Raw genomic sequence first — 17,598 nt, 5'->3', positions numbered from 1 at the left:
CGGCCCCGGCGGCGGTCAGGGCTTGCGGGCGACCGCCCCGTAGAAGCCCACCCGACGAACCTCCTCGGGGGTGGGACCCTCGCCCTCCGGCCGCCAGGCGGGCACCTGGACCAGGCCGGGCTCCAGCATCTCGAAGCCGTCGAAGAGGGTCAGCACCTCCTGGTACGGCCGGGTGTTGAGGGTCGCCGTCGCCCGCTGGTACACCTTGAAGACCTCCGGCAGGAGTTCGCCGTGGAAGTCCGCGGTGGCGTGCGAGAGCACCAGGTGGCTGCCGGACGGCAGGGCGTCGCGCAGGGTCGCGACGATCCGCGCCGGTCCTTCGTCGTCGGTGACGAAGTGGAGTACGGCCACCAGCATGAGCCCCACCGGCTGGTCGAAGTCGATCAGCTTGCCGATGGTGGGGTGTTCCAGGATGCTCGCCGGGTCGCGGACGTCGCCCAGGAAGAAGCCGGTCTGCCCGGCCCCGATGAGCTTGGCGCCGGCGTGCGCCGAGACGATCGGGTCGTTGTCGATGTAGGCGACCCGGACGTCCGGGGAGACGGACTGGGCGATCTCGTGGGTGTTCGGCGAGGTCGGGATGCCGGTGCCGATGTCGATGAACTGCCGGATCCCGGTGCCGGCCAGGTACCGGACCGCGCGGCCCAGGAAGTCGCGGTTGGCCCGGGCCGCCGGGATGATGTCCGGCAGCACGTCCACGACCCGCTGGGCGGCCTCCCGGTCGACCTCGTAGTTGTCCCAGCCGCCGAGGTAGAAGTCGTACATCCGGGCCGGGTGCGGCTTGCTGGTGTCGATCTGCTCGGGGCTGAAGCTCTGGTCGGTCATGCCGTGCCCTCTGCCCCGGCCAGCCGGCCGATGCCGCCGTACACGCCGACCTTGCGCAGGTACTCCTCGGAGGGCGCCGGGCCGTCCGGGCGCCACAGCGGCACCTGGACCAGCCCGGGTTCCACCAGTTCGAAGCCGTCGAAGAGGGCCAGCACCTCGGCGTGGGTGCGGGCGGTCAGGCTCGCGGTGGCCTTCTTGTAGACCTCCAGGACGTCAGCGGCCACGTCCTGGTGGAAGTCGGCGGTGGCGTGCGAGAGCACCAGGAGGCTGCCGGCCGGCAGGGCGTCCCGGTAGGCGGCGATCATGCCCGCCGGGTCCTCGTCGTCCGGCACGAAGTGCAGCACCGACACCAGGAGCAGCGCGATCGGCTCCTTCACGTCGATCAGCCGGTCGATGGTGGGGTGCTCCAGGATGCTGCTCGGGTCGCGCATGTCGCCGAGGAAGAAGCCCGTGTTGCCGGTGCCGAGCAGCCGCGCGTCGGCGTGCCGGGCCACGATCGGGTCGTTGTCGATGTAGGCGACCCGGACGTCGCGCGAGACCTCGTGGGCGATCTCGTGGGTGTTCGGCGATGTCGGGATGCCCGTGCCGATGTCGATGATCTGGCGGATCCCGCTGTGCGCGAGGTAACGCACCGCCCGGCGCAGGAACTCCCGGTTGGCCCGGGCCCCGTCCACCACGTCGGGCACGACCTCCAACACCCGATGGGCGGCCTCGCGGTCGACCTCGTAGTTGTCGCGGCCGCCCAGGAAATAGTCGTACATGCGAGCCGGATGCGGCCGGCTCGTGTCTATCTCCTCCGCGGGGAATCCCTGGTCGGTCACGCGGTCCTCTTCTCAGCGGAAACATCGTTCTGCGGTGGTACGGGGCGGTGCGTTCGTGTGCCGTGCATTCGTGCGCCGTGCATTCGTGCGGGGTCCGGTCGTGCGTGGTGCGGTCGTGCGTGGTACATGGAGCAGATCACGTTCATCCGAGCAGGAAGTCCGCCTGGCCCGCCTTGGCGCCCTCGATGAACGTGGTGATCTCGTGGTTGGTGTAGATCAGCGCGGGGCCGTCGGGATCGGTGGACTGACGCAGCGCCACCCGCCCGTCGTTGAGCTTCTTGGCCTCGACGCACGAGCCGCCGTTGCCACCGCTCCACGGCTTCCGCCAGCCGTCCGCCCCGAGTTCGGCGGCCGGCATCCCATTGTAAATACCGTCGAAGGGTGGGTCGTAACGCTGTTCGTAGCCGTAAATGTCCGCGTATATCTCGTCGTTGCCGATGCGATCCATGGTTCAGATCTCCTTGCGCATGCCATCGAGGATGGCCTTGGTGCTCTGTGCGGGCGATGCCTGCGCGCTCATCCGGTCGAGCGCTTCGAGGAACGCCGACACGTCGTCCCGGTCGTCGAAGTAGGCGCCTCCGACCAGGCTTTCGGTGTAGGCGATGTCCGGGAGTTCCTGGAGCTGGAACCGGAAGATGTGGAACGGCCCGTACATCGCCGGGTGCGGGCCGGCGGCGAAGGGCATCACCTGCAGCCGCACGTTGGGGCGCTCGGTGGCCTCCATCAGGGCGGTGATCTGCTCGTGCATGACCTCGCGGCCGCCGATCGGGCGGCGCAGCACGGTCTCGTCGACCACGACCCACAGCAGCGGCGAGGCGTCGCGGTCGAGGAGTGCCTGTCGTTCGGTGCGCAGGTCCACCAGCCGCTCGATCTCCTCGGCCGGGGCATTGGGCTGCCCGGCGCGCAGCACGGCGTGCGCGTACGCCGGGGTCTGCAGCAGACCTGGTACGTAGTGCGGTTCGTAGGCGCGGATGATGGCGGCCTCGCCCTCCAGGCTCACAAAGGCGCTGAACCAGTCGGGGAGCACGTCACGGAAGCTGTGCCACCATCCGGGACGGTTGGCTTCCCGGGCGAGGGCGAGGAAACCTCCGATCTCTTCCGGAGCGGTGATCCCGTAGGTGTTGAGCAGCTTCTCGACGTAGGGGAGCTTGAGGCCCACTTCGGCCCGCTCCATACGCCGGATCGTGGCGTGCGTCACATCGAGCGCACGACCGGCCTCCTCATAGCTGAGTCCGGCTCGCTCGCGGAGATCTTGGAGGCGTTTTCCCAGCACCATGCGCAGGACGGTCGGAGCTCCGCCCGGCCGGGGGTCCATCACGTCGACTCATCCTCCAACCACTGTGACTGGTACGAAGTGTGGCATGCCCTCAGCGACTGCGACAGCGTGTACCTGCTGATTCTGTAAATTACAGATCGGACCTTGCCTCGTGTCAGGTACAGGCCTCATGATGACAGCGTGGCTCTTTCACCTGGCGCCCTCCTCAGACACGAGTGCTGTGCCGGCGTCGGCGACCCCTGCCGCCGCGACGAGTTCCGGCTGCCCGCGCTGAGCGCGTCCGTGGCCGACGCCCGCGGGCGGGTCCGCGCGCGCCTCGGGGAATGGGGCGTCGACCCGGAACTGCGGGACGACGCGGGTCTGGTGGTGACGGAGCTGTTCACGAACGCGGTCCGGCACACGGACAGCGAGAAGATCACCTGCGTCGTGCACGACAGCGGTACGGTCGTGCGGCTCGAGGTCACCGACCAGGGCCGTGGCACGGGGGTCCCCGTACCGTGTGCCGCCGAGGCCGATGAGGAAGGCGGCAGAGGGCTGCTCCTGGTGAGCGTGCTCTCGGTGGCCTGGGGTTCGGATCCGGCCGACGACGGCACGGGGCGCGTGGTGTGGGCCGAACTGGCCGTGCACCGCGCGCCCCATTGATTTTCCGGGGCTCCCGCTTCCGGCGCACCGGCTTCCAAGCCCCGTGCTAGGACGCCGACTTCTCCAGCGGCAGCAGCTCCGGCCGCTTCGGCAGGACGTGATCGCCCGACGACTCGCCGCGCAGCCGCCGGCCGATCCAGGGCACCAGGTATTCGCGGGCCCAGTGGATGTTGTCCCGGCGCACCTGCGCCGGCGCCTTGCGGATCAACGGCGGCCAGGCCGGCTCCCCCTCCCCGCCGACCTCCAGGCCCAGCACCTGGGCGGCCCGCAGCGCGACCCGGGCGTGGCCGTCGGGCGACAGGTGCAGCCGGTCCTCGCCCCAGGCCCGCGGGTCCTGTACGGCACGCAGTGACCACAGGTCGAGCACGGGACAGTCGTACTGGTCGGCGATGGCCCGTACGTGGGCGGTGTACGTGGCGATCCGGCCGCGCAGGTGACGCAGGACGGGCACTCCGCGGGTGTCGAAACCGGTGCACACCAGAACGGTACCCACCGCGGCGCTGAGTTCGGCGACCGCGGCCTCGAACCGCCGTGCGATCGCGTCGGGGTCGCTGCCCGGGCGCAGGATGTCGTTGCCGCCGGCGCAGAAGGTCACCAGGTCGGGAGCGAGTTCGACGGCCCGCGGCACCTGCTCGGCCACGATCCGGTCCAGCAGCCGGCCGCGGACGGCGAGGTTGGCGTAGCGGAACCCGCCGCCGGCCCGGGCCTGCCGGTCGGCCAGCAGGGCCGCCAGCCGGTCCGCCCAGCCCAGGAAGGCCCCGTCCGGACCCGGATCCCCGACACCCTCGGTGAAGCTGTCCCCCACGGCGATGTACGAGGCGTACGCCCCTGGTGCGGGCGGCACGGGCCGGAGGTGCGGGGCGAGCCCCGGGCCCGTCAGGAGCGCGCTGTCGTCGGCGGCTTCGTCGCGCCCGTTTCCGCCCTGCCGCCTGCCGTGTCGAGAGTCGTCAGCCACATCGGACCATTGTTCTCCTCGCCCCCCGACCTACGCGACCGTAGGGAGGTGTCGCCGCGGCGTGATTCATCCCACCGGATCACACGGCGGTCGGGCGGAGCGGTCCGAGCGCCGGTACGGCGACCTGGCCTGCCGTATCGTCGGCAGTGCCCGGCGACGGGCCCGACGCGCCCCGGAACCTGCGTGGATTCCGGGGGCCGATGCGAACGAGGAGCGCAGGTGACGCAGGAAGTGCGGGCGGCCGATGCCGCCGGGTCCGAGCCGGAGCTGACAGGTGTGCGCAACTTCCGTGACGTCGGAGGGCTGCCGACGACGGACGGGCGCCGGGTGCGGTACGGGGTGCTGTTCCGCAGCGGGCACCTGGCCCACGCCACCGACGAGGACACCGCCGTCCTGGGGGGCTTGCGCCTGCACACGGTCTTCGACTTCCGCAACTCCGACGACATAGCCCTGGAGGGCCCGGACCCGCAACTGCCGGGCACCCGCCACCTCAACCTGCCGCTGAGCGACCCCGCCCAGGGCGACGGGTTCTGGCGGACCGTCCGGGACGGCGACGTGGCGACGCTGCGCGGGCTGCTCGGCGACGGCAAGGGCGAGGCCCGGATGACCGAGGCGTACCGGCGGATGATCCTGGAGCGCAACGAGGAGCACGCCCGGATGATGGCGGAGCTGACCGACCCGGCCGACCCGGCGGTGCCGGCCCTGATGCACTGCGCGGCCGGCAAGGACCGGGCCGGCACCTCCATCGCCCTGGTGCTGACGGCGGTCGGCGTGGAGCGGTCGGCGATCGAGGCGGACTACCTGGAGAGCAACGCCCGGCACCGCCGCTACCGGGTGGTGCGCGGCGACGGCAGCACCGGCGTGGCGATCGACCCGGAGATCCGCGAGCTGCTGAGCCCGCTGTTCGAGGCCCGCATCGCCTACCTGCGGACGGCCTTCGCCACCATCGAGGACAAGTGGGGCTCCACCGACCGCTACCTCGAACAGGCGCTCGACCTGACCCCGGCCCGCCGCGAAGTGCTGCGCGAGCGGCTGCTCACCGACTGACCGGCGTACAGACCACCGGCGTACAGACCACCGGCGTACGCGCCACCGGCCGCCGTACGCGCCCCGGACCGGGCCGCAGACCTCCGGACCCGGCGGGGCGTACGGCGACCGTCAGCTGCCGGCCGCCGGCCGTCACTTGTTGGCGACCGCCTGCTTGACCAGGGTCTTGCCGAAGTCCCACATCAGCCCGCCGCCGTTGTGCGCGTCGTCCATGACGTCGATGAAGGCGGTCACGAAGCGGTCCACGTCGGCCTCGTCCACGACCAGCGGCGGGATGAGCTTGATGACCTCCACGTGGTCGCCGGAGACCTGGGTGAGGATGTGGTGCTTCTGCAGCAGCGGCACCACCACCATCTGGGCGAACAGGCCCTTGCGGGCGGCCTGGAGCATGGTCCACCGGCTGCGCAGGCCGAGCGATTTGGGGCGGCCGAACTCGATGCCGACCATCAGGCCCCGGCCGCGCACGTCCTTCAGCAGTTCGTAGCGGTCGGTGAGCGCGGCCAGCCGGGTGCGCAGCAGGTCGCCGACCCGGCGGGAGTTCTCGACGATCCCCTCGTCCTCCATCACCGAGAGGGTGGCCAGGCCCGCCGCCATGGCCTGGGCGTTGGAGCCGAAGCTGGCCGAGTGCACCAGCACCCGGTCCATCGAGGAGTAGACCTTCTTGAAGATCCAGTCCTTGCCCAGGGTGGCGCTCACCGGCACGTAGCCGCCGGACAGCGCCTTGGAGACGGTCACCAGGTCGGGTTCGACGCCCTCCTCCTGCTGGTAGGCGTAGAAGCTGCCGGTGCGGCCGAGGCCGGTCTGCACCTCGTCGCAGATCAGCAGCGCCTTGTGCTTGTGCAGCAGTTCCTGGGCGGCGCGCAGCCAGCCGGGCGGGGTGATCCAGACGCCGTGTCCCTGGATCGGCTCGACGATGAGGGCCGCCACGTCGCCGCGCTTGAGTTCGCGGGCCAGCGCGTCCAGGTCGCCCATCTCGATGGCGGTGTCGGGCAGCAGCGGGGCGAAGCCGTCCTTGAAGCCGGTCTCGCCGTTGACCGACAGCGAGCCGGTGGTCAGGCCGTGGAAGGAGCGGGTGCAGTACAGGATCCTGGGCCGGCCGGTGGCGTAGCGGGCGAATTTGAGCGCGGTCTCCACCGCCTCGGTGCCGCTGTTGCCGAAGAACACCCGGTCCAGGTGCGGCGAGTGGGCCAGCAGCTTCTCGGCGAGCAGGCCGGGCAGCGGCTGGCAGTCGAAGCGGGTCAGGTCCGCCAGTCCCGCGTCCAGCACGTCGTGCAGCGCCTTGCGGACCACCGGGTGGTGCCGGCCCACGCCCATCACGCCGAAGCCGGCCAGCATGTCCAGGTAGTCGTTGCCCTCGGCGTCCCAGAAGTGGGCGCCCTCGGCCCGCTCGTAGAACTTGTCGAAGCCGATGGTGTGCAGCATGCGCGGCAACTGGTGGTTCATGTGCTTGGTGTACAGCTCGTACCGCTCGCCGCCGCGCTCGGCGAGCAGCGTGGCCAGGTCGAAGCCCTTGGGCCGGGCCTGGCCGGCGGGCGTGGTGAGCTGCGGGGCGGGGGCGTCCCCGGCGCCCTCCGCGGTGCCGCCTTCGGCGGCCGGCCCGGACGTGGGATCAGCGGACGTCATCGGTTCAGTGCTCCTTGGCTGGACGGGTACGGTCCGCTGGTCGTGCGGGCGCGCTGGGGGCCGGGACCGCGGGCAGGGCGGTGCCCTGCCGGTCGGCGGGCCGGGCCTGCGGGGTGCCGGGGGCGTGGGAGGCGTCGATACGGGTCAGCGCCGCGCCGATCCGGCCGGCGATCTCGGCGGGGGTCAGGCCTATGTCGGCGAGCAGCTCGCCGCGCTTGGCGTGGCCGAGGAACTGCTGGGGGATGCCGTAGTCCCGCAGGGGGACGTCGGTGCCGGCGTCGCGCAGTGCCTGGGCGACCGCGGAGCCGACGCCGCCCGCCCGGCCGTTGTCCTCGACGACGGCGACCAGGCGGTGCCGGGCGGCCAGGCCCGGCAGTTCGGGGTCGACCGGCTTGACCCAGCGCGGGTCGACCACGGTGACGCCGATGCCGCGCTCGGCGAGCAGGGCGGCGGCGGACAGGCAGGTGGCGCCGAGCGCGCCGACGGAGACCAGCAGGACGTCCTGGTGCTGTCCGGGGCCGGGCCGGCTCAGCACGTCCATGCCGCCGATCCGGTCCAGGGCCGGCAGGTCGGCGCCGGCGGTCTCCTTGGGGAAGCGGATCACGGTGGGGGCGTCGGCCACGTCCAGGGCCTCGCGGAGCTGGGCGCGCAGCTGGGCGGCGTCGCGCGGGGCGGCGATCCGCAGGCCCGGGACGACCTGAAGGATCGACATGTCCCACATGCCGTTGTGCGAAGCGCCGTCCGGGCCGGTCACCCCGGCCCGGTCGAGGACGAAGGTGACGCCGCACTTGTGCAGCGCCACGTCCATCAGCACTTGGTCGAAGGCCCGGTTGAGGAAGGTGGCGTAGACCGCGACCACCGGATGCAGCCCGCCGGTGGCCAGGCCGGCCGCCGAGGTGGCCGCGTGCTGCTCGGCGATGCCGACGTCGAAGACGCGGTGCGGGTAGGCCTTGGCGAAGGGTTCCAGGCCGACCGGCTGGAGCATGGCGGCGGTGACGGCGACCACGTCGGGCCGCTCGTCGCCGATGTTCAGCATCTCCTCGCCGAACACCGAGGTCCACGAGGGGCCGCCGGAGGGGGCCAGCGGGCGGCAGGTGAGCGGGTCCATGGCGCCGACGGTGTGGAAGCGGTCGGCCTCGTCCTGCTCGGCGGCGGCGTAGCCACGGCCCTTCTCGGTGAGGCAGTGCACCAGCACCGGGCCGCTGAAGCGGCGGGCGCGGCGCAGCGCGGACTCCATCGCGGTGATGTCGTGGCCGTCGATCGGGCCGACGTACTTCAGGCCCAGGTCCTCGAACATGCCCTGCGGGGCGAAGGCGTCCTTGAAGCCCTTCTTCGCGCCGTGCAGCGACTCGTAGAGCGGCTGGCCGATCACCGGGGTCTGCTGGAGCAGTTGCTTGCCCCAGGACAGGAAGCGCTCGTAGCCGTCGGTGGTGCGCAGGGTGGCCAGGTGGTTGGCGAGGCCGCCGATGGTGGGGGCGTAGGAGCGCTCGTTGTCGTTGACGACGATGATCAGCGGGCGGTCCCTGGCGGCGGCGATGTTGTTCAGCGCCTCCCAGGCCATGCCGCCGGTGAGCGCCCCGTCGCCGATGACGGCGACCACGTGGTCGCTCAGGCCCCGCAGTTCGTTGGCCTTGGCCAGGCCGTCGGCCCAGCCCAGCACGGTGGAGGCGTGACTGTTCTCGATCACGTCGTGCTCGGACTCGGCCCGGGAGGGGTAGCCGGACAGTCCGCCTTTGCTGCGCAGCTTGGAGAAGTCCTGACGGCCGGTGAGCAGCTTGTGCACGTAGCTCTGATGGCCGGTGTCCCACAGGATCCGGTCCCGGGGCGAGTCGAAGACCCGGTGCAGGGCGATGGTCAGTTCCACCACGCCCAGGTTGGGGCCGAGGTGACCGCCGGTCCTGGCGACCGCGTCGACGAGGAACTGCCGGATGTCGGCGGCCAGCTCGTCCAGGCGGCCTTCGGGCATCGCCTTCAGGTCGCGGGGGCCTTTGATGTTCTCCAGCAACGACATGTGGGACCTCTTTTCCCTGCGCTGTTCCCGTGCGCTTACCCCTGCTGCCCCGCGGGCTCTCCTGCTGTCGCCTGTCCGGCGGCACGAGGATCACTTCGAGGCGCGGTTGGAGGCCACGGTCTCCCGGGCGGCGCGCAGCGACTCCTTCAGCGAACCCATGGTGGCGAGCACCGCGGTGGGCTCGTACCCGCAGTGGGCCATGCAGTTGTCGCAGCGGTCGTCGCGGCCGCGGCCGTACTTGTCCCAGTCCGTCTTCTCGACGAGCTCCTGGTAGGTGGGCACGTACCCGTCCGCCATCAGGTAGCAGGGGCGCTGCCAGCCGAAGAGGGAGTAGTTCGGGATGGCCCAGGCGGTGCAGGGGAAGTCCGCCTTGCCCTCGAGGAAGTCCAGGAAGAGCGGGCTGTGGTTCAGCCGCCACCGGCGCCGGTTGCCGTCGCCGAAGGCCTTCTTGAACAGCTCACGGGTCTGCTCCACGCCCAGGAAGTGCTCCTGGTCGGGCGCCTTCTCGTAGGCGTAGGCGGGCGACAGCATCATCTCGTCGACCTGCAGGTCGTCGTTGAGGAAGTTGAGCACCTCGACGATGGTCTGCGGGGTGTCGGTGTTGAAGAAGGTGGAGTTGGTGGTCACCCGGAATCCGCGGCGCTTGGCCTCCTTGATGGCCGCCACCGCCTCGTCGAAGGTGCCTTCCTTGGCCACCGATTCGTCGTGACGTTCCCGCATGCCGTCGATGTGCACCGTAAACGCGAAATACGGAGAAGGAGTGAATTTGTCGAGCTTCTTGCGCAGCAGAAGCGCATTCGTGCACAAGAACACGTACTTCTTGCGCGCGACGAGCTGCCGGACGATCTCGTCGATCTGGGGGTGCATCAACGGTTCGCCGCCGGCGATCGACACCATCGGCGCACCCGACTCAAGGACCGCGCCGACGGCCTGTGCCACCGGCATGCGCTGCTTGAGCACACCGGCCGGGTGCTGGATCTTGCCACATCCCTCGCATTTGAGGTTGCAGGCGAAGAGCGGTTCGAGTTCCACGATCAGCGGGAACTTTTCGCGGCGCCGGACCATTTTCTGTTCGAAGAGGTACGACGCGACGCGGACGGTCTGGCGAAGCGGCATGGCCATCTAGCTCACCTCCAGGGGAGCACGGTAGTGCGGTGCCAATCGAGAAAGGCAGGAACAAGATCTCTGAGCACCCGGAATGCGATGATCCCGGTGCGAAGCGTGCCGACCCGCACGAGTTCGTACTCGGGCGTGTCGACGACGACTCGGGCCGCGGCGACGTGCCGCGCCCCTTCGGCGAGCGCGGCGCGGCGCATCGCCCCCGACTCCATGTCCACGGCGATGGCACCGGTCGCCGCGACAGCGGCGCGCTCGGCGCCGCGTACGACATGGTCGGACTCCGCCAGAGTGCCGGTGTGCACGGTGAAGCCGGCGGTTTTGAGCGCGGCGGCCAGCGCCGCGCTCTCGTGGCCGTCGTCGGCGACCACGACGTCCCCCGGCCGCATGCCGGTGGCGAGCCCGGCGCAGAAGCCGGTGGTGAGCACGGCGGCGTCCGCCAGCTCCGGCTCGTGCAGGGCCTCACGGACGGCCCGGTCCGCGTTCCGGGGTCCCATGCCGGTGCGCAGCACCGTCACCCCTTGCGCGGCGGACCTGCGGGCACCCCTGCGCAGAGCGAACCGCTCGATCGGCAGGGCGCACACCACCAGCAGCGGCGGTCGGGTATGGCCCACGAACTAGGCCCCCTTTCCCGTGGCGGCCGTACTCGTCTCCCCGTGGTGCGCAGCGGCCTCTCCGTGGTGCGCGGGGGTGTGGTGCGCGGTGCCGAACGGCTCGTCGCGCACGTACCGGCCCAGCGCCGTCAGCGGGAAGACCATCCGGTACAGGTGGTAGTTGATCGAGAAGTCGCGCGGGAAGCCGGTGCCCGTGAAGTAGGGCTCGTCCCAGGAACCGTCGTCCAGCTGCGTCTCGGTCAGCCAGCGCACCCCGCGGGCGACGGCCTCACTGTCCCTGCGCCCGGCGGACAGCAGGGCCATCAGCGCCCAGGCGGTCTGCGAGGCGGTGGAGTGGCCGCGGCCTGCCCATTCGGGGTCGGAGTACGACCGCAGGTCCTCGCCCCAGCCTCCGTCGGTGTTCTGCACCGACTCCAGCCAGGTGACGGCGCGCCGGATCGCCGGGTGGTCGCCGGTCAGGCCGGCCGCGGTGAGCGCGGGCACGACGGACCCGGTGCCGTAGATGTAGTTGACCCCCCAGCGGCCGAACCAGGCGCCGTTGTCCTCCTGCTCCGCGAGCAGCCAGTCGATGCCGCGCCGGGTGTGCGGGTCGTTCTCCAGGCCGAGCGCGGCCATCATCTCCACCACGTGGGCGGTGACGTCGGCCGACGGCGGGTCGATGACCTCGCCGAAGTCGGCGAAGGGCAGCCGGTTGGGGAACGGGCTGGTGTTGTCGGCGTCGAAGGCGCCCCAGGCGCCGTTGCGGGACTGCATGCCGACGTTCCAGCGCACCGCCCGGTCCACCGAGGAGTCCAGCCGGGCCTGGTCCGGATGGGCGACCCGGCGCAGGGCGAGGACGACCTCGGCGGTGTCGTCGGTGTCGGGGTAGTTGTCGTTGTGGAACTCGAAGGCCCAGCCGCCCGGGGCGAGCTGCGGCCGCTGCACCGCCCAGTCGCCCGGACGGGTGATCTGTTCGCTGAGCATCCAGTCGGCGGCCTTGACCAGCGCGGGGTGGTCGGCGGCCAGGCCGGCGTCGGCCAGCGCGATGGTGGCCAGGCAGGTGTCCCAGACCGGGGACTGGCATGCCTCGATCATCCGGATGCCGTCCTCGGGCCACACGGCGAAACGATCCAGCGAGTCCAGTCCGGCCTTGACCACCGGGTGGTCCAGGCCGTAGCCGAGCAGGTGCAGGGCCATGACGGAGTAGACGGCGGGCGGCTGGATGCCGCCCCAGCAGCCGTCGGCCTCCTGACGCTCGATGATCCAGCGGGCGCAGGCGTTCATCGCGGCGCGCCGGACCGTCCGCGGCCGTACCCGGTGGTAGGCGTGCAGTACCTGGTCCAGCCGCTGGAAGATGCCGTCCCACGTGGTGACCGGGGCCTTGCGCTGCTTCGGGTTCGGCGTGTCGGGGTTGACATGCAGTTCGTCGATGCCGAAGGGCGCCGGGCGGACCGGGCGGTGTGCGCCCACAATGGTGAGCGGCACGATGGTCTGCCGGGCCCAGCAGCCGAAGGAGTAGATGTTCAGCGGCATCCATTTGGGCAGGTAAATGATCTCCGGCGGCAACTCCGGCAGGTCGTCCCAGCTCCACCAGCCGAACAGGGCGAGCCAGATCCGGGTGAAGACCCGGCTGGCCGCGACCCCGCCCTCGGCCCGGGACCACTTGGCGGCCAGTGCCATGTGGGCCTCGTCCGGCGCGTCACCGGCCAGCCGCAGCGCCACGTACGCCTCCACGGTGGCCGACACGTCGCCGGGCCCGCCGTGGAAGGTCGGCCAGGCGCCGTCCTCCCGCTGCTGGGAGCGGATCCACCGGGCCGAGGCCGCGGTGGTGCGCTCGTCCCGGATGCCGAGGAATTCCCGCAGCAGCAGGTCCTCGGCATCCATGGTCACATTGGTTTCGAGGTCGCCCTTCCACCATCCGTCAGGGTGCTGCCGTGCCAGAAGGTGGTCTGCGGCGCGCTGCACGGCACGCTGCGCCGCGGCCTCGGCGCCGGCTGGAACGGGATCCGGCTCCGAGGTGCTGGCCGAGGGTGTCCGAGGGGTTGGTGACCCTGGACTGCCATCGGTCGTCGCTGTCATGGCTTCCCCTTTGCAGTTGAGACTTCTGCGGTGTTGGGGGCGGCCGTCGGCCGTCACCCGAAAGGGACCGGCGACGTCGTGCGCTCCACGGTAGGGCGTTACTACTTCTCGCGGACCACCACAAAATCCGCCAGACCTACGAGCTTACGTTTAATTTGTTCGGGCATGTCCATTTTGTCCAGCGCGGCGATCGCGGTCGCGTACTGCCTGCGGGCCTCCTGAGAGGTCCATTCCCGGCCGCCGGCTTCTTCGATCAACGCCGCGCGCAACGCGAACTCTTCCTCGCTGAACGTATCGTTTTCGGGATTCTTCGCGTCGGCGGCCAGCAATTCGCCCAGCCGCTCCGACGCGGGCCCGCCGGCCGCCAGCGCGGCGACCACGGGCAGCGACTTCTTGCGCTGCCGCAGGTCGCTCCAGGTCTGCTTGCCGGTGGTGGCCGGGTCTCCCCAGATGCCCAGCAGGTCGTCGATCGCCTGGAAGGCCAGCCCCAGGTGGTAGCCGTACTCCTCCAGCGCGTCGGCGTCGGCCTCCGAGGCCCCGCCGAGCACCGCTCCGATGGAGGACGCGCAGGCCAGCAGGGCGCCGGTCTTGTTGCCCTCCATCTCCAGGCACTCCGCCACGGTGACCCGCTCGCGGTGCTCGAAGGAGATGTCCTGGGCCTGACCGTCGATCAGCTTGCGGGTCGCGGTGGTCAGCCGGCGGGTGGCCCGGCCGGCGTCCGGCGTGCCCTGCTCCAGCAGCACCTCGTTGGCCAGCGCGAACAGCGCGTCGCCGACCAGGATGGCCTGCGCCGGGCCGTGCACCTTCCACACCGTGTCCCGGTGCCGCCGCTGCTCGTCGCCGTCCATCAGGTCGTCGTGCAGCAGCGAGAAATTGTGCACGAGCTCCACCGCGACCGCGCCGGGGACACCGGTCTCGGCCGGCGCGCCCGCTGCCTGCGCGGACAGCAGCGCGAGCGCCGGGCGCACCGCCTTGCCGCCGTCGCCGTCCGCGGGCCGGCCCGCCTCGTCGATCCAGCCGAAGTGGTACGACGCGACGGTGTCCATCGGCGGGGCCAGGCGTGCCACGGCGGCGCGGAGCACTGGGGTGGTCAGGATGCGGCCGTTGTCCAGCAGCGCGATGACGCCGTCCGCGGTCACGTTCTCTCCTCTGGTTGCACCAATAGCACTCATGCCGCCTCCAGCACGCCGTTGTCGAATGGCAGTCCGAGCGCGGCCAGCGCCGCGCGGGAGGCACTCAGGCCACTGCGTACGGCGCTCTCCATCGTCGCGGGCCAGCCGGTGGCGGTCCACGCTCCGGCCAGGAACACGCCGGAGGCGCGGGTCCCCGGCCCCGGCCGCAGGGCGGCCACACCGGGGGTCGGGGCGAAGGTGGCGGTTTTCTCGCGGGTGACGAAGAAGTCGCGGATCTCCGCGTCCCGAGTGGCGGGCAGCAGCCGCCGCAGCTCGGGCAGGTAACGCTCCCGCAGGTCGGCGACCGGCAGGTCGATCTCGTCCGCCACGGCCGACTGGGAGAGCGCCAGGTACTGCCCACCGCCGGTCAGGCCGGAGCTCTTGGTGCGGTCGAAGATCCACTGGACCGGGGTGCCGAGCGCGGCGAGGAACGGCCGGTCGAGCACCTGCCTGTCGTAGATCACATGAACATTGAGGATCGGTGCGGTGCCGATGCGCAAGAGCTTTTCCGCATCCGGAACCGCACCGTCCGGCAGCAGTGCGTGCGCCTCGCGCTGCGGCACCGCCAAGACGACGGTCGCGGCATCCAGTTGCTCGCCGCGGCCCGGTCCGGTCTCGACGGCCACCTGCCAGCCGCCGTCCGGCCCGCCGGTCAGCGCGACGGCCCGGGTGCGGGTGAGCACCCGTACCCCGGCGGCGCTCAGCGCGGCGCGGGCCCGGCCGTCGTGCAGGTCGCCCAGCGGGGCGGTGGCCCAGCCGATGTCGGCGGCGCCCGGGTCGGAGAGCAGGCCGGTCTTGAACACCTTGGCGGCCAGGCCCAGCGACGCCTGGTCGGCGGTGGCGTTGAGGGTGGCCACGCCCACCAGGTCCCACAGCGCCTCGATGGTCCGCGGCGACTGGCCGCGGGCGGCCAGCCAGCTGGCGAAGTCGGTCCGGTCCAGCGCGGGATCGGCGAGGTCCAGGCCGCGCAGGGCGAGCGCGGCCCGGCCCACCGAGGCGCGCTCCTTCAGCGACAGGTGCGGGTAGCGGGCCAGACTGGCGCTCAGGTGCAGCGGCACCGGCAGCGCGGTGCGCCCGATCCGGCCGATCCGGCCGGTGGCCGCGTCCAGCACCGGCACGTCCAGCCGGCGCTGCACGCTGACCAGGTCGCGGGCCCCGATCCGGTCCAGGAACCACAGGTAGCCGGTGCAGCAGCGCAGGAAGACGTGCTGGCCGTTGTCGACGTTCAGCTCGCCGCGCCGGAAGGAGAAGGCGAGGCCGCCCAGCCGGGGCCGGGCCTCGGTGAGGGTGACGTCCAGGCCCGCGTCGGCCAGCGCGAGGGCGGCGGTGATGCCGGCCAGTCCCCCGCCGACGACCACGGCGGTACGACGGCCCGGCCCGGTGCCGGTGTGCGCCGTCGTCGGTGCGGTGGTCATGCGTCCTCCCCTCGGACCGTACCGCAGCTGGTGCGGCGGGCTGTCGCGGAAAGTGACGCGGTGGGCGTCGCCCGGGTTGCTCGGTCGTTCGCGTGCCGTGCTGGACCCGCGCCGTCGCGGGTAGTGCTCACTCGTCCCCCCGGGGCAGGACTCGGGCCGAGCGGCGGGCGTCGACGCCGGCCAGGCCGCGGACCGCGACGTAGGCCTTCTCGTGCCCGGGCAGGGAGACCCGGCCGCGCAGCACCGCCTCGGGGTCGGCCGCGATCCGGTCCAGCAGCCGGCGGTAGATGCCGGCCATGGCCGCCACGCAGGCGCCGCTGCGCCGGTCGAGCATCGGCAGCAGCCGATAACCGGTGGCGAACAGCGAGCGGGCGCGGCGTACTTCGAATTCGACCAGGCCGGCGAAGTCCGAGCCGGCCGGCGGTACGTCGCTGTGGAAACCGTCCGCGCAGCCGAACTTGGCGAGGTCCTGGGCGGGCAGGTAGGTCCGTCCGTTGGCGGCGTCCTCGCGCAGGTCGCGCAGGATGTTGGTGAGTTGCAGAGCGAGGCCGAGGGTGTCGGCGTATTCGGCGGCACGTGCGTGATCGTGCCCATTCACGGTGCCGAAAACGCCCAGCGAGAGCCTTCCGATGGCACCGGCTACACACCGGCAGTAAATCGCCAGATCATCCCACGTTTCGTAATGTTCTCCCCGAACATCCATCTGAACGCCGTCGATGAGTTCGTCCAGCCCTTCGAGGGGCAGGGGGAAGACCGAGGAGGCGTGCGCGAGTGCGACGGCCACCGGGTCGGTGTCGTCCTCGGCGACCGCGCCCTCGCGGACCCGGGCGAGCAGCGCGCGGGTGGCCTCGAGCCGGCGGATCTTCTCCTCGGACGGCAGGTCGCCGTCGCCGATGTCGTCCACCCGGCGGGAGAACGCGTAGAGCGCCGACATGGCCTGCCGCTTGGGAGTGGGCAGCAGGCGGATTCCGTACGCGAAGTTACGGGCCTCGTGGCCGGTGACGGTCTCGCAGTAACGGTATGCCGCGAGCACCAGTCCGGACGTCTGGGCGGAACCGTTCACGGTCCGGCTCACCCCTCTCTTCGCAATGTCGAACCCACCGCGCGCAGCAGGCCGGGCTTGGTGGCCTTGGGCGAACCGGCCAGTACGTCGTATTCCGCGCCGCGCACCGCGGCGAGCGCGGCCCGGCCGCCGCCGACGAAACCGGCGAGCAGCAGCCGAAGCCTGCCCCGCACGCTACCGACCAGGGGGGCGCCCTCGTCCAGCAGGTCCCCCGCGCGGTCGGCCTCGAAGGCGACAAGGGCGCGGACCTGCGCTCCGGCGCTCGGCGCGGCGAGGTCGCCCTCGTCCACCGAGAAGCGTTTCATGTCCTCGGCCGGCAGGTAGATCCGGTCCCGGCCCAGGTCCTCGGCCACGTCCTGGAGGTGCTCCACGATCTGCAGCGCGGTGCAGATCTCGTCCGAGCGGCGGACCCGCTCGGGGGTGGAGGTGCCGGTGATGGACAGCACCAGGCGGCCGACGGGGTTGGCGGACAGTTCGCAGTAGGCCAGCAGGTCGCCGTAGCTCGCGTACCGCCGGACCCGCTGGTCCTGGCGGTTGGCCTCGATCAGGCCGAGGAAGGGCTCGGGGGTCAGCCGGTGGCGGCGGACGGTGGGCCGCAGTGCGAGCAGCAGCGGGTGCCGGGGGGTGCCGTCGAACACCCGGCGCAGGTCGGCCTCGAAGGCGTCGAGCATGGTGAGCCGGTCGTCGGCGGCCTGCGGGTCCAGGCCCAGCCGGACCGCGTCCTCGCGTCCGCCGCCGGCCAGGTCGCCGTCACCGATGTCGTCGACGAGCCGGGCGTATCCGTAGACGGCCATCAGGTCCTGGCGCCAGGCGCGCGGCAGGAAGACCGGTGCCACCGGGAAGTTCTCGCGCGCTGCCTTGTCCAGGACGGCCCGTGAGGAGTCGTCCCCGGTCACCGCGGCGTTCCCGGCACACAGGCGGCGGAGGTGCCCCGGAGCAGGATGGTCCCCTTCGTCATGGCCG

At 71.6% G+C, this 17,598-nt stretch carries 16 protein-coding genes; 2 read left to right on the top strand and 14 right to left on the bottom strand.

Annotated elements, in window-relative coordinates; genetic code table 11:
* Window positions 1-15 precede the first annotated feature (15 nt).
* From ITX44_RS21895 to ITX44_RS21880, 4 genes are all read right to left on the bottom strand, one after another.
* A complete protein-coding gene (locus tag ITX44_RS21895; protein WP_205358985.1) occupies window positions 16-822 on the bottom strand; it encodes an SAM-dependent methyltransferase in 807 nt (268 codons plus the stop codon).
* Entirely contained in the window at window positions 819-1,643 is an 825-nt protein-coding gene (locus tag ITX44_RS21890) for an SAM-dependent methyltransferase (protein WP_205358984.1), read from the bottom strand. The genes ITX44_RS21895 and ITX44_RS21890 overlap by 4 nt, the downstream gene beginning before the upstream one ends.
* 142 nt (window positions 1,644-1,785) lie before the next feature.
* Window positions 1,786-2,001 carry a DUF397 domain-containing protein gene (locus ITX44_RS21885; RefSeq protein ID WP_236061279.1) on the bottom strand — a complete coding sequence of 72 codons (216 nt, stop codon included), beginning with the start codon at window positions 1,999-2,001 and terminating at the stop codon, window positions 1,786-1,788.
* Between the two features lie 93 nt (window positions 2,002-2,094).
* The gene (locus ITX44_RS21880; RefSeq protein WP_307795419.1) at window positions 2,095-2,961 is read right to left on the bottom strand and encodes a Sco1979 family transcriptional regulator; all 867 of its coding nucleotides are present in this window, start codon (window positions 2,959-2,961) and stop codon (window positions 2,095-2,097) included.
* Between the two features lie 138 nt (window positions 2,962-3,099).
* On the opposite strand from ITX44_RS21880, the gene ITX44_RS21875 reads away from it, so the two are divergent.
* Window positions 3,100-3,561 (top strand): ATP-binding protein, encoded by a 462-nt coding sequence (locus tag ITX44_RS21875; RefSeq protein ID WP_307795418.1) that lies wholly within the window; start codon window positions 3,100-3,102, stop codon window positions 3,559-3,561.
* Between the two features lie 46 nt (window positions 3,562-3,607).
* On the opposite strand, the gene ITX44_RS21870 is transcribed toward ITX44_RS21875, so the two are convergent.
* Complete coding sequence (locus tag ITX44_RS21870; RefSeq protein WP_205359039.1) at window positions 3,608-4,405, bottom strand: SGNH/GDSL hydrolase family protein; 798 nt, start codon at window positions 4,403-4,405, stop codon at window positions 3,608-3,610.
* A gap of 330 nt (window positions 4,406-4,735) precedes the next feature.
* Here ITX44_RS21870 and ITX44_RS21865 point away from each other — a divergent pair, with 330 nt between their 5' ends.
* Complete coding sequence (locus tag ITX44_RS21865) at window positions 4,736-5,563, top strand: tyrosine-protein phosphatase (protein WP_205358981.1); 828 nt, start codon at window positions 4,736-4,738, stop codon at window positions 5,561-5,563.
* A 132-nt stretch (window positions 5,564-5,695) separates the two neighbouring features.
* Here ITX44_RS21865 and ITX44_RS21860 read toward each other — a convergent pair whose 3' ends face one another.
* The 9 genes from ITX44_RS21860 to hpnC all read right to left on the bottom strand — a co-directional run bounded on the left by ITX44_RS21860 (window position 5,696) and on the right by hpnC (window position 17,531).
* Entirely contained in the window at window positions 5,696-7,186 is a 1,491-nt protein-coding gene (locus ITX44_RS21860; RefSeq protein ID WP_205358980.1) for an aspartate aminotransferase family protein, read from the bottom strand.
* Window positions 7,187-7,190: 4 nt separating this feature from the next.
* The gene (gene dxs, locus ITX44_RS21855; protein ID WP_205358979.1) at window positions 7,191-9,197 is read right to left on the bottom strand and encodes a 1-deoxy-D-xylulose-5-phosphate synthase; all 2,007 of its coding nucleotides are present in this window, start codon (window positions 9,195-9,197) and stop codon (window positions 7,191-7,193) included.
* A 90-nt stretch (window positions 9,198-9,287) separates the two neighbouring features.
* On the bottom strand, window positions 9,288-10,319 hold the full coding sequence (hpnH, locus tag ITX44_RS21850) for an adenosyl-hopene transferase HpnH (RefSeq protein ID WP_205358978.1): 1,032 nt from the start codon (window positions 10,317-10,319) through the stop codon (window positions 9,288-9,290).
* Between the two features lie 5 nt (window positions 10,320-10,324).
* A complete protein-coding gene (locus ITX44_RS21845) occupies window positions 10,325-10,927 on the bottom strand; it encodes a phosphorylase family protein (protein WP_205358977.1) in 603 nt (200 codons plus the stop codon).
* A 3-nt stretch (window positions 10,928-10,930) separates the two neighbouring features.
* The gene (gene shc, locus ITX44_RS21840) at window positions 10,931-12,985 is read right to left on the bottom strand and encodes a squalene--hopene cyclase (protein ID WP_205358976.1); all 2,055 of its coding nucleotides are present in this window, start codon (window positions 12,983-12,985) and stop codon (window positions 10,931-10,933) included.
* Window positions 12,986-13,086: 101 nt separating this feature from the next.
* Entirely contained in the window at window positions 13,087-14,157 is a 1,071-nt protein-coding gene (locus ITX44_RS21835; protein ID WP_205358975.1) for a polyprenyl synthetase family protein, read from the bottom strand.
* Window positions 14,154-15,572, bottom strand: a complete 1,419-nt coding sequence (hpnE, locus tag ITX44_RS21830) for a hydroxysqualene dehydroxylase HpnE (protein WP_205358974.1) — start codon at window positions 15,570-15,572, stop codon at window positions 14,154-14,156. The genes ITX44_RS21835 and hpnE overlap by 4 nt, the downstream gene beginning before the upstream one ends.
* Window positions 15,573-15,699: 127 nt before the next feature.
* Entirely contained in the window at window positions 15,700-16,647 is a 948-nt protein-coding gene (gene hpnD / locus ITX44_RS21825; protein WP_205358973.1) for a presqualene diphosphate synthase HpnD, read from the bottom strand.
* A complete protein-coding gene (gene hpnC, locus ITX44_RS21820) occupies window positions 16,644-17,531 on the bottom strand; it encodes a squalene synthase HpnC (protein WP_205358972.1) in 888 nt (295 codons plus the stop codon). The genes hpnD and hpnC overlap by 4 nt, the downstream gene beginning before the upstream one ends.
* Window positions 17,532-17,598: the final 67 nt, after the last annotated feature.

The organism is Actinacidiphila acididurans (genome assembly GCF_016918855.1).
Taxonomy (GTDB): Bacteria; Actinomycetota; Actinomycetes; order Streptomycetales; family Streptomycetaceae; genus Actinacidiphila; species Actinacidiphila acididurans.
Note: the sequence above shows the minus strand (reverse complement) of the source record. Positions and strands in the feature narration are given on the sequence as shown.

What these genes read in the sequence shown, in the direction of transcription:
- ITX44_RS21860 (WP_205358980.1), bottom strand. Translation starts at nt 7,186, where the DNA reads ATGACGTCCGCTGATCCCACGTCCGGGCCGGCCGCCGAAGGCGGCACC.
- shc (WP_205358976.1), bottom strand. Translation starts at nt 12,985, where the DNA reads ATGACAGCGACGACCGATGGCAGTCCAGGGTCACCAACCCCTCGGACA.
- dxs (WP_205358979.1), bottom strand. Translation starts at nt 9,197, where the DNA reads ATGTCGTTGCTGGAGAACATCAAAGGCCCCCGCGACCTGAAGGCGATG.
- hpnH (WP_205358978.1), bottom strand. Translation starts at nt 10,319, where the DNA reads ATGGCCATGCCGCTTCGCCAGACCGTCCGCGTCGCGTCGTACCTCTTC.
- ITX44_RS21885 (WP_236061279.1), bottom strand. Translation starts at nt 2,001, where the DNA reads ATGCCGGCCGCCGAACTCGGGGCGGACGGCTGGCGGAAGCCGTGGAGC.
- ITX44_RS21895 (WP_205358985.1), bottom strand. Translation starts at nt 822, where the DNA reads ATGACCGACCAGAGCTTCAGCCCCGAGCAGATCGACACCAGCAAGCCG.
- hpnE (WP_205358974.1), bottom strand. Translation starts at nt 15,572, where the DNA reads ATGACCACCGCACCGACGACGGCGCACACCGGCACCGGGCCGGGCCGT.
- ITX44_RS21835 (WP_205358975.1), bottom strand. Translation starts at nt 14,157, where the DNA reads ATGAGTGCTATTGGTGCAACCAGAGGAGAGAACGTGACCGCGGACGGC.